We start from the raw sequence: 13,586 nt of genomic DNA, 5'->3' as shown, positions 1-13,586 counted from the left end.
AGATCTCTAAAATATATTAATGAAAACCACCCTGAAAAATAATCTACGTTTAGGCTTAGGCTTGTCGCTTATTATTCTTTTTATCAGTTCGCTGGCCTCTTACGTAAGCATTCGGAACCTGATTAAAAGCACAGAACTGGTAAAGCACAGCGATCAGGTAATCCTGAATTTAGAAGGTGTAATTTCCACCTTAAAAGATGCAGAAACCGGACAAAGAGGATACCTTTTAACCGGAAATAAAATATTCCTGGAGCCTTATAACGGAGCTACTGACCTGGCGCTCAGAACAATCGATACCATCTCGAGAGCCACACAAGATAATCCTGCACAGCAGAAAACAATTGGAGAACTAAAAGAGATTCTGGTTCGGCGCTTAAACATCATCACCTCCACTATTGAAATTAAAACCCTTGGCGGGAGAATAGATCCAACAGTGCTGCTTCAGGGTAAAACATACATGGACCAGGCCCGCGGTGCGGTAAATAAGATGGTGAAAGAGGAGCGGAGATTGTTAGTCGACCGTACGAATGAACTTAACAAATTAACTTCTTATACTCCGATTTTGATCATGATGGCGGCATTTTTAGCCATATTGATTACGCTGTTTTTCTACAAAAAGGTATCCGTGGATTTTGATGAGCGGGTTAAGCTTCAGCAGGAGATTGAAGATAAGAAAACGGAGATGGAGAAACGTATCATCGCCATAAAGGAAATTGCGCATCAAATCTCAAACGGCAATTATGGCGTTACCTTAGATACGCAAACGCGTGATGACATTGGAGAACTTTCGGGATCTTTAAATGCAATGTCTTCTTCTTTGAAAAAATCTTTTGATACACTGGCAGAGAATGAATGGATTCAAACAGGTGTGGCCAATCTTAATATGAAAATGGTTGGTGAGAAAGATGTTTTCCACCTGGCGGATGATATTATTGATTTTCTGGTTACTTATACTAAAAGCCAGATCGGAGCGATCTACTTATTTAAAGATGACGGCTACCTCCATTTAAAAGGCAAATATGCACTAGAAGGGCAAAATCTGGTGCCGGTTTTAGAATTAGGGCAAGGTTTAATCGGTCAGTCAGTAAAATCTGGCAAAGCGATTATCTTGGATGATGTACCACAAAATGAACTCACCATTACACACGCCACAGGAAATATAAAACCGGCTCAATTAATTGTCTTGCCAATTATTAGAAACGGCATATCTGTTGGAGGAATGGAGATCGGGGCAGTAAAACCGCTGTCTGATCTACAATTACACTTTTTAAACTTAATTCTATCTGATGTTGGAACAGCACTGCTGGGTGCACAGAACAGGCAGAAATTACAACAGTTATTAGAAGAAACACAGGCGCAGTCTGAGGAATTACAAGTGCAGCATAACGAGCTCGAGGGCATGAATGCTGAGCTTGAAGCCCAGTCGCAAAAATTACAAGCCTCTGAAGAGGAGTTACGTGTTCAACAGGAAGAACTTTTACAGAGCAATCAGGAACTTGAAGAAAGAAGCAGCCTACTGGAAGAAAAAAACGAATTGATCGAGCAAAGGAATCTGGAAATTCAACAAAAAGCAGAAGCCCTAGAGCTAAGCACCCGATATAAATCTGAATTCCTGGCCAACATGTCTCATGAGTTAAGAACTCCCCTAAACTCGATTCTATTGCTTTCACGGTTGATGGCAGAGAATGAGGAGATCGATAAAGAACATCAGGAATATGCTGAAGTTATCCAAAGTTCAGGGCAAGGTTTGCTTAGCCTGATTGATGAGATTTTGGATTTATCTAAAATCGAGGCCGGTAAAATGGAACTCGATCGCACCAATGTTAAGGTGAGTGATATTGCTTTAAATATGCGGTCGTTGTTTAATCCCCTTGCAAAAGAAAAAGTACTCGAACTGGTGATCAGTAAGGCTGATGATGTGCCTGAGTATTTTAATACCGATAAAATGCGTTTAGAACAGATTCTTAAAAATCTGCTTTCAAACGCAATCAAATTTACACCGAATGGTTCAGTAACGCTTAAGATCAGCAAAAACGAGAAACTAAATGCTTTAATTTTTGAGGTTACTGATACCGGGGTAGGCATTGCACAGGATAAACAGGCAATGGTGTTTGAAGCTTTTCAGCAAGCTGATGGCTCTACCAGACGTAAGTTTGGTGGCACCGGTTTAGGTTTATCAATCAGTAGAGAACTGGCGAAACTTTTAGGTGGTTTCATCGATTTGAAAAGTAAAGAAAATGAAGGAAGTATATTCACATTAACCCTTCCAATCGACAAAAATAAAGGTTTTGAAGGCTCGCTGCCTTTGGTGGAAAAATCTTTTATAGCACCGGTTGAAGCGCCGGTAGCTAAGGTAAGTTACTTAACCGTTGAGAATATTCCTCAGGAAATTGATGATGACCGTGATAATATCGAAAGTGGCGATAAGGTTATCCTGATTGTTGAAGATGATACGCCTTTTGCCAAAACGCTATTGGATTTTACCAGAAAAAGAAATTATAAGGGTTTAGTGGCTGTTCGCGGAGATGTGGGTATCGAAATGGCCAAGGCTTATAAACCTGTGGCGATTTTGCTGGATATCCAATTGCCGGTAAAAGATGGATGGCAGGTAATGGAAGAGTTAAAATCTGATCCGGAGACACGTCCGATTCCCGTTCACATTATGTCATCTCTTCAGGTTAAAAAAGAGAGTTTGCTTAAAGGAGCAGTAGATTTTATCAATAAGCCTTTCGCTTTTGAGCACATGCAGGAAATTTTTTCAAAGTTGGAGCATGCCTTAAGCCGCCACCCGAAAAAAGTATTAATTGTAGAAGAAAATGAGCAACATGCAAAAGCATTAAGTTACTTCTTAAGCAATTTCAATATTCAAACAGAAATTGTAAACCAGGTAGGGGAAAGCGTATCAGCATTGCATAAGACAGATGTTAATTGTGTAATTCTAGATATGGGAATTCCAGATAAACACGCTTATGAAACCCTTGAAGTTGTTAAAAAAACACCAGGGCTGGAAAACCTGCCGATTATTATTTTTACAGGTAAAAACTTATCCAAAGGCGAAGAAAACCGAATTAAGCAGTATGCAGATTCGATTGTGGTTAAAACTGCCCATTCTTATCAAAGAATTTTAGACGAAGCTGGTTTGTTTCTCCACCTGGTAGAAGAAAAAAGTAAGGAAAAAACAAAAGCACCCAAAAAATTCTCGGAGTTGCAGGATGTGCTGAAAGGCAAAACTGTTCTGGTTGCTGATGATGATATTCGAAATATTTTTTCCCTAACAAAAATGTTAGAACAGCATCAGATGAAGGTGCTGGCTGCTACAGATGGAAAAGAAGCCCTGAAATTGTTGGATGAAAACCCGTCTGTAGATGTAGTTTTGATGGATATGATGATGCCGGAGTTAGATGGCTATGAAACAACAACAGCCATCAGACAGGATTTTAAATACAGAAATTTACCCATTTTAGCTGTTACAGCAAAAGCCATGATGGGCGACCGTGAAAAGTGCATTGCTGCCGGTGCTTCAGATTATATCAGTAAGCCGGTAGATATGGATCAGCTGGTATCGCTTTTACGCGTTTGGCTCTATGAAAATCATTATAAATCTTAGTACGTTTAACATTATATGCCTCAAAAGATAATTCTTGTAATAGACGATGATAACCGAAACATTTTTGCTTTAAAAGCTGTTTTAAAGGCTAAGGGTTTCGAGTGTTTATCGGCTATAAGTGCCCGGGATGGTTTTGCCATTATTGAAGAAAGGGAAAATGTTTCTGTAGTATTGATGGACATGATGATGCCGGATATGGATGGTTACCAGGCAATGGCTGCGATGAAGAAATCGCCGAAAATGCAGAATATTCCGGTACTTGCCGTAACTGCACAAGCCATGGTTGGCGATAAGGAGCGTTGCCTCAGTGCCGGAGCTTCGGGCTATGTTTCCAAGCCCATAAATGTTGATGAATTATTAGAGCAAATAGAAGAGGTAACAAAATAAGGTGATAATTGACGCAATAGATAATGAACAGGTAGAAACGCTTCTGAATGATGTACTGGAAGCACACGGATACGACTTTCTGGAGTATTCTCATGCATCGATCAAAAGACGAATTACCCGTTTATATACGCTGGATAACTTTGTGAGTTTTGCGGAGTTCAGGTACGCTGTTAGAACCGATAATAAATATTTTAAGCGGTTTTTAGAGGAAATTACGGTAAACGTGACCGAAATGTTTCGCGATCCAACTTTCTATAAGTCGTTACGGAACGATGTTTTACCAGCATTGGGCACCTATCCTTTTATTCGGATTTGGGTGGCAGGATGTTCAACTGGCGAGGAGGCTTATTCTTTAGCTATAGTTTTAAAAGAGCTCAATCTGTTAAACAAATCGCTCATCTATGCCACTGATATTAATCCTTCGGTTTTGGAAAAGGCAAAGCAGGGCATGTTCCCAATAAATTATTTGAAGGGGTATTCTGAAAATTATGTACAATCTGGCGGATTGAAAGATTTTTCATCCTATTATACAGCAAACTATACGCTGGCTAAGTTCGATGAGTCTCTGAGCAGTAAAATGATCTTTTCCACGCATAATTTAGTTTCTGATCACTCCTTTAATGAGTTTCAGCTTATCTTATGCAGAAATGTATTAATATACTTCGATAAGGATTTGCAGCACAAAGTTTTCCAATTATTTGATAACAGCCTGGAAAAACTTGGCTATCTGGCATTGGGAAGTAAAGAAAGTCTTGATTTTTGGTCCAATGCAAAAGACTACAAACGCATAAAAACCGAAAAAATATGGCGGAAACTTTAATTCATGGTAAATGTAGTGCCTTGGTCATTGGAGGTTCTGCCGGAAGTTTAGATGTTTTGCTGGAAATTTTTCCGAATTTGAGTACCCGGATCAACTTTCCAATTCTTGTGGTTACGCACCGTAAATCTGGCAATGATTCATTGCTAACGGATCTGTTGAAAAACAGAACCAGTTTAACCGTTCAGGAGGCAGAAGAAAAATCGAAATTATTGCCTGGTTATATTTATATTGTTCCCGCAGATTACCATTTGCTGATTGAGAATAACCACACGATATCATTGGATTATTCAGAAAAGGTAAATTATTCCCGTCCATCTATCGATGTAACCTTTCAGTCTGCTGCAGAGGTATTTAGAGATGAATTGGTTTGTATTCTATTGTCGGGATCAAATGCAGATGGTGTAGAAGGATTGAAAATAGTGAAGAAATATGGCGGTTTAGCGGTTATACAGAATCCGGAAACAGCTATTATGCCGTACATGCCTCAGCAGGCGTTAAATTATGCGAAACCCAGTATTATATTGGATAGCTTAAAAATGGCCGCATTTATAAACGGGTTAATTAATAAATAGTAGTTAGATTTGCCTTCGGGAGATAGAGTTATGGCTGATACGAAAAAAGTATTTGTTTTCGATGATAACAGAGATATTTTAGATCTGTGTACATTCATTTTGGAGGATGCGGGTTATGAAATTAAAACATCAGAGAGTGCAAATGAGATAGAAAAGCAAGTTTCGGCTTTTATGCCAGATATTATTTTTATGGATAACTGGCTACCTGATTTGGGTGGTATACAAGCTACACGTGCCATAAAAAACAACCCTGCATTGAAACATATCCCGGTAATCTATTTCTCTGCAAATAATGATATTTCTGCATTAGCTGATGAGGCTGGCGCAGATAGCTATCTTTCTAAGCCTTTCGATATTGCTGCATTAGAAGACATTGTTAAAAAACATTTGAGTTAGGCCATTTCAATTATTCCTTACCCCAGATTCTGGTATTAAGATCAAGCTCTTTTACAATATCGCAAAGGAAACGAATGGTATTGATATCTGTATTTAGAGAAACCGGATTAAGTAACGATTCAAATATGGGCGCTTCGAAATAATTTCGATCTAAAGGGAAAGCAATATACATTTTCGATTCTATAAAAGATAAGGAAATACTTTGAAGGGCATTGGCATTAAGATACAGGATTCGTTCCATCATAGCGGGTGTTAAAACATACCGGGATTCAATTTGATGAGTTCCATAAGTAACGAACGTTCTGTCGAAAGCAGGATTTTCCAATTGAATCACATGCTGATCACTGAAGGAAAAAATGTTTTTTGAAAACCATGAGCCTACTGTATTTACCAGATCTTTCGGTTTAACAATAGTTACACCGCTCAGGTGTTTATTAAAATCTGCAACGAATACAATGCCTCTAAAAATATCGATCCAGGAAGTTTTTGTGCCATCTTTCGTTTCCCGCTCCGTTTTGTATTCTGCATGAACCTCGGCAAAATAAAAGCTTGTTTTATCAATTTTTCCGCTTACCAGATCTTCTGTTTTGTAACGATCAATCTGCTTATTAAACAGTTGTGCATAACTGAACTCATCTGATGAAATTCCATCCAGAGGATTTATAGTTAAATTTGGATCGATAAACTTTAACGCCTCGCCAATTACATTTTGCTTATAAGCGCGTTCGTAAGCTTTCGTTGCTTCGCGGATCTTAACTAACACAATTATACCATATATAACGGGTATTAAACCAGCAAGCACTGCCCAGAAAAGAAGGCCTAATAAAAGGCCAACAATGCAAACTCCAATGCCAATCCCAATGTAAATAATACCCCTTTTTTGCTCGGCAGCAACTTTCCTGCGCTCAACTTCCATGGTGGCCAGAGTATTTTGTAAAGCCACATTACCCGCTAAAAAGTCTTGCATCAATTGTTAAAAAGGTCTTTCGCACTAATGTTTTTTCGTTCCTCTTCCGCGGTAGCTAAAACAGCGATAGGATGAAAATTTAACATGCCAGCAAAAATGCTTCCCGGAAACATCATAATGGAATTATTGTAACTGGTCACTGCAGAATTGTAAGTTCTTCGGGCAGCAGCAATTTGTTCTTCGCTTTCTGTCCAGGTGGTTTGCAGGTTAATAAAATTCGTATTTGCTTTTAAATCAGGATAGTTTTCTACATTGACCATTAAGCCGTTAACGCTGCTACTGAGTTGCGCGTCAAGGGTTGCCTTTTCTGCTTCGGAAATATTTCCGGCTGTAGCTTTTGTGCGGAGCGCTACAATTTTTGTAAGCGTTTCCTGTTCGTAGGTGGTATATTGTTTAACCACTTCTACCAGATTTGGAATTAAATCAAAACGTTTCTTAAGCATCACATCTATGGCTGAAAATGCATTGGTAACCTGGTTTTTTTTACCAATTAAACCATTATAGAAGAAAATGCCGAATAAAAATAAGGCGATTAGAATAACTAAAACAATAATCATATCTGTCTTTTTTGTTTTTAAATATAGCTAAACATATAATAACATGCCACCTATCGCGCTTCATTTAGCCTGTGTTCGCGTGCCCGCTGTTGCCTCCGCTTTAAACGATTACGCTTTCTAATCTGGTGGTTTATCTGCATTTCCTTAAAATTAGCAATATGTTGCTTAATTTCATTTTGCTTTTCTTCGGTAATGCCAATACTGTTTTTAATGCCTTCAAACAAGCTTCTCCAAATCAGACTGAAAAATGATGAGCTGTCAGGTTTTTTATAATTCACCACAGAAGAAGTGAACTCATTATTTCGGTTTGGATTTTCTGAGTTAATGATCAGCGCATTGGCAAGAATTGAAATTAAACCCCGAGCCACCAGATGATCCTTAGCAGGATCATTTCGCATTAAAGCAACGGATAAATCATAATAATAGAAATCTACCTTTCCTACAGCACCGGTATTATCGGCTTTAAAATCAAATTGTAACTTATCTACAATTCCCCTGTTTATTCTGACCAGGCCTAATGGTTTTGTAATCTGATTGAGCACCCTAGCATTAAAATTGTGCAAAACACCCTTATATTCAAAATATCCTTTTGGTGATTCTAAATTGAATTTGAAGTTCAAATCCAAGCTGGCCTGCCCCAATAGCTGGGTATTTAAGCTGGCCTCCATTGTTGGATTTATAGCCTTAATTTTAGGAAGGTTTGTTACATTTTTAAATATGCCGGATGTATGCTCAAAAGATATTCTGCCCCTTTGCTGACTTTCACTATTATAGATGATGTAACTTACATCAACATCTTTTAACTTAATTTTTTGTACCAGCACAGGCGGGGCTAACTTCTGTAAGAGCTGGTGTGGAAACCGGCCTATCTTTAATTCTCCCACTTGTTGGTCAACGCTTCCATTATTAAATACAGAAATAAAGCCATTGGTAATTCCCATTTCCTTTGCCCGTAATTCTTGTTTACTAATGTAAACCGGTAAATCTATGCCGCTCATGGAAATATCACTCATCTGGATATGAAACCGATCAAGGGCATGACCGGCAACTTTAGCAAATTGCATTTCATCATAACGTGGCTCGAGTTCAAATTTATTTACCCGTAACTTCCCGGTTGATGCACGAAAATCGAGCTTATTGAGCTTAATATTGTACATTTTATTGGGTGTGGTGTATTGATAATCATTGAGGTTGATAATTACGTCTTTTAATAAGTAGAATCTCGTTGGATCATCAGCAGAAGTAGAATCAACCAGTAAATCTGTAAGTGTAATGTTTAGGTCGTCAATAGCAAATACATTCAGCTTATTTACATTTTTATTAACGTATTTAAAACTCGCATCCTGAAAACGAATGGCTTTGATTCTGAACTCTTCCAGATTTTTGGAAATGAAAGCGTAAGGAGATTTAATTGGCCTGGGGGGCCTGTCTTCATTAAAATCAAACTGCCTGTTCATCATAAGTACCTCCGGCTTATCAAAAATGACTTCTTCAATTTGAAGTTTTCTTTGACGATACAGGGTGATGGGATGGAAATGCCTTACGACTAATTTTTTTAAAGTAACTGTGTAAAGGTTGTTTGGCGCTCTTTTTAACCGGATTAATTCTTTAAACCGTACGGTATCAGCCGTTATCTTAACATTTTGCAAAGTGGCACTACCCGTTAAAACATTGGTGGTAACTTTTGAAAAACTGATGGTATACAGGCTATCTGTAGATTTGTATAGGAGCGTTTTAATTTGTTCAGTTAGAAGTGGGCGCGATTTTACATTTAAAAACCAGGCAATGGCTGCCAGGAGGCCGAAAGCGATAACAAATGTCGCTGCAATCCATTTAATAATTTTATATCTGTATCTTCTGGTTTCTGGCATTTAACGAATGGACTGGATTCTACAGCAATATACATTTATAAACGTATTTCTTAAACCCTGCACATTAATTTTTCTCTCGTTTTGCTTTTCTTGCTTCCCGTTTATCAGCTCTTTTTTGTTTACGGATCTTTTTAGCAATATCTTTTTGCTGTTTCACCGGGTTTTTTTCAGGCACGATGCCTACGCCAACAATGTCCTTTATCCCAACGAAAACGGTTTTCCACATCAGGTTAAAAAAGGATGCAGATTTAAGTCGGGTATTCGTCATTGTTGCAGTCCGGGGAACGTCTCCTTTTATAGGGTTAGCATCTTTTATTAAAATCGAGTTTGCTAAAAATGATAAAAGGCCTTTTTCTTTGGTTCCTTCGCCATCGATATTGTCTGATAATAACTTCACCTTGAGATTAGTATAAAGCATATTAATCGAACCCCAGGCGCTAGTTTTATTTCCGTTTGCTTTAAAATCAAGATGTTGAATATTTCCGCTTTCAATTTTAACCAGGCCTAAAGCAGTAGCCAGCGAATTAAGCCTTTTGAAGTTGAATGCACCAAGGGTTCCGCTATAACCAAATGCACCATTTGCATCGGTAAGGTTGAAATCTATTTTGATATTCATCTTTCCGGCACCCATCAAGAGTGTATTCAGGTTGGCTTTAGCATGGTTGTTTTTAATTAGTTTTAAGCTATCATTGGTCACATTCAGGATAGTTCCGTTTAACGAACTAAATAATACCGTACCGGTTTTTTTACTCGCCGGGCTATATTCGGAATATTTCACATCAACGTTTTTAAGCCTTACCGTATCAATAGCAATTGGAATATTTAGTCGTTTTAGTACCATGTGGGGATAGTTTTCCCCTTTATCAAGTTTGGTAGATGGTGGCGACTCTCTACTCATAAATACCGCTACCTTGGCCGGACCGATAGTTACAGACCTTGAATAGATCTTTTCATCGGTATTCAGGCTGGTAAAATCCATTCCATTAAATTCGATGTCATTGAAAGTAAGGTCATAACGATCTTTTTGAATACTATACTTTCTGGTAAATTCCAATTCAGGATAGCGGGGCGTTAATTTTAGGCCTTTGATTGATATTTTTTCTGAAGATGTAGATCCCCTGATGGTATCAACCTTCATGTTATACATTTTATCTTTTGTAACAGATTTATAACCCGCAATCTCAAAAGAAATATCTTTGGTATAATAAAATCTGGAAGTGTCTTTACCAGAAAGGGAATCTAAAAGGAAATCCTTAACAGTAATATCCAAATGTTTGATCACATTTCTGGTTTTTTTAGGGGCACCGCTATTGATGTAGCTGAAGTCGGCATCGATCACTTTAATGGCATGAACTCTGGCAGATTTAAAGGTATTGGAGATTTGCCCGTAAAGTGATTTTTCAACCTTGTTCGTATCGATCTGTTTCGGAACCCTATTGAAGGTAACGTTAATAGATGGGCGATCGAGGATAATGGCATTAATATCCAGCCGTTTCTTAAAGTAAGCGGTTAAGATACTGGCCCTGGTAATTTGTAATTTTTTAAGTTTAATTTCGAAAACATGTGTCGGTGCCAGCCTTTGTTTTTTCAAACTGTCATAAACTGATTGGTTCGGTATTAAAGTAACCTCCCGTAAGGCAAGACTCCCGGTAACGACATTTAAGTTAATGCTTTTGAAATCTATCGTGTAAAGATGGTTAGACCCATTATAAACACTCTGCTTGATCTTTTCTGTGAGTATAGGCTTCCATCTGGCGCTGATGAACATGGCGCCGAAAGCCAGAATTAATATTAACAATCCGAAAATACTTCCAATCCAAACCCAAAGTTTGGTTCTGTTCTGAGCTGTCATCTTTGTGGGTTATCGCTATTAAACACACCAACGTTAGAAAGGTTTTTTCCAACCATTTGTCTAACCGGTTATAGGTAGATATAAGCACCTCTTAATCAGGTTACTCTCAATCCAATGCTCAATAAGAGGAATTTTAAAACCCAATGTTAATTCTAACCAGTAGTTTAATAAATAGCATACGATAACAGGTTGGGCTACACCTGGGATACGATTTATTATCCGCAGATAATCAGAAACTTAGATAAATTTGCCTGAATCCTTAATAATAATCTGTAACTTAACATTAACTTAACATTGAGCGTGTAGCTTTGTAACATATTAAGAATTAACATGAACAATATTTTTAAGTTCTTTACCCCTCAAGATAGAAAGTTTCATCCTCTTTTTGAGCAAGCTGGCAGTAATGCATTAAAAATCGCAGAATCTCTTTTAGAAATGGTTAGCACAGCTGATGCTGAAAGCAGAAAAACTATTTTCAAGGAAATTGAACGTTTAGAACACGTAGGTGATGATATTACCCATTCAATTTTCTTAGAGCTGAGCAGGAACTTTATCACACCATTTGATCGTGAAGATATTCACCAGCTGGCTACTGCGGTAGATGATGTTGCAGATTATATTTACGGCACTGCAAATCGCATGCAAATGTATAATATGAACACCATTAACGAGCCAATTGTAAAAATCGCTGAGCTATTGGTAGAAATGTGTACTGATATTGATAAGGCGATTAAAGAATTGCGCAGTTTCAAAAATATTCGTGTAATTGCAGATGCTTGTATCCGCATTAACAGCGGCGAAAACCAGGCAGACTATGTATTTACTTTGGCGGTTGCCCGTTTATTTGAATATGAAACCAATGCAATCGAATTAATTAAACAAAAAGAGGTTTTACAAACGATAGAGAAAGCGACAGACAAGTGTGAAGACGTAGCGAATGTACTTGAAACTATCCTGGTTAAAAACGCTTAATAAAACACAAACATGGTAACTACCTTATTGGTTGTTGTTGTAATTCTGGCCATTGCTTTCGATTACATAAATGGCTTTCACGATGCCGCGAATTCGATCGCAACGGTTGTTTCTACAAAAGTTCTTACGCCTTTTCAGGCGGTTTTGTGGGCTGCACTTTTCAATTTTGCTGCTTACTTTTATTTTACCGATCATAAGGTAGCCAACACGGTTGCTAAAACGGTAATTGAAAATTATATTACACTGGAAGTGATTCTTGCCGGACTTGTTGCCGCAATTATCTGGAACCTGTTAACCTGGTGGTACGGTATTCCTTCCAGTTCATCGCATACACTTATCGGCGGTTTCGCAGGTGCTGGTATGACACATGCCTTGCTTACTGGCGCTAGTCCGCTGGATGCCGTAAACATGAGTTATGTGGTAAAAATTGTATCATTCATTGTATTGGCACCAATAATTGGTATGGTAATTTCGGTGGTGATCACGTTAATCATTATCAATATCTGCCGTTATGCTAAGCCATCAACAGCAGAAAAATGGTTTAAGCGCTTACAGTTACTATCATCTGCGGCCTTGAGTTTCTTCCACGGGGGTAACGATGCACAAAAGGTAATGGGAATTATCGCGACTGCTTTAATCGCTTCTAAAGTAATTCCAAATTTTGAAGCCTTACCAACTTGGGTACCGATTGCCTGTTACTCTGCAATTTCATTAGGTACCATGAGCGGTGGCTGGAAAATTGTGAAAACAATGGGATCAAAAATTACTAAAGTTACGGCACTGGAAGGTGTTGCTGCTGAAACTGCCGGCGCAGTAACGCTGGGAATTACAGAGCATTTCGCTATTCCGGTTTCTACCACACACACCATTACCGGTTCAATTGTAGGGGTAGGATTAGTGAAAAGTGTTTCCGCTGTACGTTGGGGTGTAACCATCAATTTAATCTGGGCCTGGGTATTAACCATTCCTGTTTCAGCTACTTTGGCTGCAATTATTTACGCCGGTATTTATTTCTTTAAATAGAAGACGCCCTTTAAAATATTAAAGACCAAGGCTTAACGGCTTTGGTCTTTTTTTGTAATTTTCACCTTTACCTACTTTCTTTTAATTACATTCCCGTTGATTGTCTATCCAGCTTTGTGTTCTTCCTCGGTGCGCTCTGTGGTAAAACCAACTTTAACTAACCAACCAACTTTGCGCTCTTTGCGCCTTCTCTTACCGCTCTTTGCGGTTAAACCTCGCTATACTATCCACCCAATTCTGTGTTATCAGTGCTCTGTAGTAAAACCAACTTTACTAACCACCCAACTTTGCGCTCTTTGCGCCTTCTCTTACTACTCTTTGCGGTTAAACTTCGCTATAAACTAGCCGCCGCCACCTCTGTATTCCCGGTGCCTTCCTTGGTGCGCTCTGTGGTAAAACCAACTTTAACTAACCACCAACTTTGCGCTCTTTGCGCCTTCTCTTACCGCTCTTTGCGGTTAAACCTCGCTATACTATCCACCCAATTCTGTGTTATCAGTGCTCTGTAGTAAAACCAACTTTACTAACCACCCAACTTTGCGCTCTTTGCGCCTTCTCTTAC

The 13,586-nt window shown here is 38.5% G+C and carries 11 protein-coding genes; 7 read left to right on the top strand and 4 right to left on the bottom strand.

Annotated elements, in window-relative coordinates; genetic code table 11:
* Positions 1-19: 19 nt before the first annotated feature.
* Genes GJU39_RS15125 through GJU39_RS15105 form a run of 5 tightly spaced genes read left to right on the top strand, consistent with a single transcriptional unit; the run spans position 20 to position 5,782 of the window.
* Positions 20-3,607: a response regulator gene (locus GJU39_RS15125; RefSeq protein ID WP_154281821.1), complete on the top strand. Its 3,588-nt coding sequence runs from the start codon at positions 20-22 to the stop codon at positions 3,605-3,607.
* A 15-nt stretch (positions 3,608-3,622) separates the two neighbouring features.
* Positions 3,623-3,994: a response regulator gene (locus GJU39_RS15120; protein ID WP_154281819.1), complete on the top strand. Its 372-nt coding sequence runs from the start codon at positions 3,623-3,625 to the stop codon at positions 3,992-3,994.
* A 1-nt stretch (position 3,995) separates the two neighbouring features.
* Positions 3,996-4,814: a CheR family methyltransferase gene (locus GJU39_RS15115; protein ID WP_342448214.1), complete on the top strand. Its 819-nt coding sequence runs from the start codon at positions 3,996-3,998 to the stop codon at positions 4,812-4,814.
* Complete coding sequence (locus GJU39_RS15110) at positions 4,799-5,386, top strand: chemotaxis protein CheB (RefSeq protein ID WP_154281817.1); 588 nt, start codon at positions 4,799-4,801, stop codon at positions 5,384-5,386. Before GJU39_RS15115 ends, GJU39_RS15110 begins: the two co-directional genes overlap by 16 nt.
* 30 nt (positions 5,387-5,416) lie before the next feature.
* On the top strand, positions 5,417-5,782 hold the full coding sequence (locus GJU39_RS15105) for a response regulator (protein WP_154281815.1): 366 nt from the start codon (positions 5,417-5,419) through the stop codon (positions 5,780-5,782).
* Positions 5,783-5,792: 10 nt separating this feature from the next.
* Here GJU39_RS15105 and GJU39_RS15100 read toward each other — a convergent pair whose 3' ends face one another.
* From GJU39_RS15100 to GJU39_RS15085, 4 genes are all read right to left on the bottom strand, one after another.
* Complete coding sequence (locus GJU39_RS15100) at positions 5,793-6,749, bottom strand: DUF3137 domain-containing protein (RefSeq protein ID WP_154281813.1); 957 nt, start codon at positions 6,747-6,749, stop codon at positions 5,793-5,795.
* Positions 6,749-7,306 (bottom strand): LemA family protein, encoded by a 558-nt coding sequence (locus tag GJU39_RS15095; RefSeq protein WP_154281811.1) that lies wholly within the window; start codon positions 7,304-7,306, stop codon positions 6,749-6,751. The genes GJU39_RS15100 and GJU39_RS15095 overlap by 1 nt, the downstream gene beginning before the upstream one ends.
* Positions 7,307-7,356: 50 nt before the next feature.
* Positions 7,357-9,177 (bottom strand): hypothetical protein, encoded by a 1,821-nt coding sequence (locus tag GJU39_RS15090; protein WP_154281809.1) that lies wholly within the window; start codon positions 9,175-9,177, stop codon positions 7,357-7,359.
* Positions 9,178-9,241: 64 nt separating this feature from the next.
* Entirely contained in the window at positions 9,242-11,029 is a 1,788-nt protein-coding gene (locus tag GJU39_RS15085) for a hypothetical protein (protein ID WP_154281807.1), read from the bottom strand.
* A 330-nt stretch (positions 11,030-11,359) separates the two neighbouring features.
* On the opposite strand from GJU39_RS15085, the gene GJU39_RS15080 reads away from it, so the two are divergent.
* A complete protein-coding gene (locus GJU39_RS15080; RefSeq protein ID WP_029281757.1) occupies positions 11,360-12,001 on the top strand; it encodes a DUF47 domain-containing protein in 642 nt (213 codons plus the stop codon).
* Between the two features lie 12 nt (positions 12,002-12,013).
* The gene (locus GJU39_RS15075; RefSeq protein ID WP_154281805.1) at positions 12,014-13,024 is read left to right on the top strand and encodes an inorganic phosphate transporter; all 1,011 of its coding nucleotides are present in this window, start codon (positions 12,014-12,016) and stop codon (positions 13,022-13,024) included.
* Positions 13,025-13,586 lie beyond the last annotated feature (562 nt).

Origin of the sequence: Pedobacter petrophilus (genome assembly GCF_009674725.1) — a bacterium.
Lineage (GTDB): Bacteria > Bacteroidota > Bacteroidia > Sphingobacteriales > Sphingobacteriaceae > Pedobacter > Pedobacter petrophilus.
Note: the sequence above shows the minus strand (reverse complement) of the source record. Positions and strands in the feature narration are given on the sequence as shown.

Excerpts from the sequence above, each read along its gene's own strand:
- GJU39_RS15095 (WP_154281811.1), bottom strand. The coding sequence starts at position 7,306 with ATGATTATTGTTTTAGTTATTCTAATCGCCTTATTTTTATTCGGCATT.
- GJU39_RS15105 (WP_154281815.1), top strand. The coding sequence starts at position 5,417 with ATGGCTGATACGAAAAAAGTATTTGTTTTCGATGATAACAGAGATATT.
- GJU39_RS15085 (WP_154281807.1), bottom strand. The coding sequence starts at position 11,029 with ATGACAGCTCAGAACAGAACCAAACTTTGGGTTTGGATTGGAAGTATT.
- GJU39_RS15075 (WP_154281805.1), top strand. The coding sequence starts at position 12,014 with ATGGTAACTACCTTATTGGTTGTTGTTGTAATTCTGGCCATTGCTTTC.
- GJU39_RS15120 (WP_154281819.1), top strand. The coding sequence starts at position 3,623 with ATGCCTCAAAAGATAATTCTTGTAATAGACGATGATAACCGAAACATT.
- GJU39_RS15100 (WP_154281813.1), bottom strand. The coding sequence starts at position 6,749 with ATGCAAGACTTTTTAGCGGGTAATGTGGCTTTACAAAATACTCTGGCC.
- GJU39_RS15110 (WP_154281817.1), top strand. The coding sequence starts at position 4,799 with ATGGCGGAAACTTTAATTCATGGTAAATGTAGTGCCTTGGTCATTGGA.
- GJU39_RS15090 (WP_154281809.1), bottom strand. The coding sequence starts at position 9,177 with ATGCCAGAAACCAGAAGATACAGATATAAAATTATTAAATGGATTGCA.
- GJU39_RS15080 (WP_029281757.1), top strand. The coding sequence starts at position 11,360 with ATGAACAATATTTTTAAGTTCTTTACCCCTCAAGATAGAAAGTTTCAT.
- GJU39_RS15125 (WP_154281821.1), top strand. The coding sequence starts at position 20 with ATGAAAACCACCCTGAAAAATAATCTACGTTTAGGCTTAGGCTTGTCG.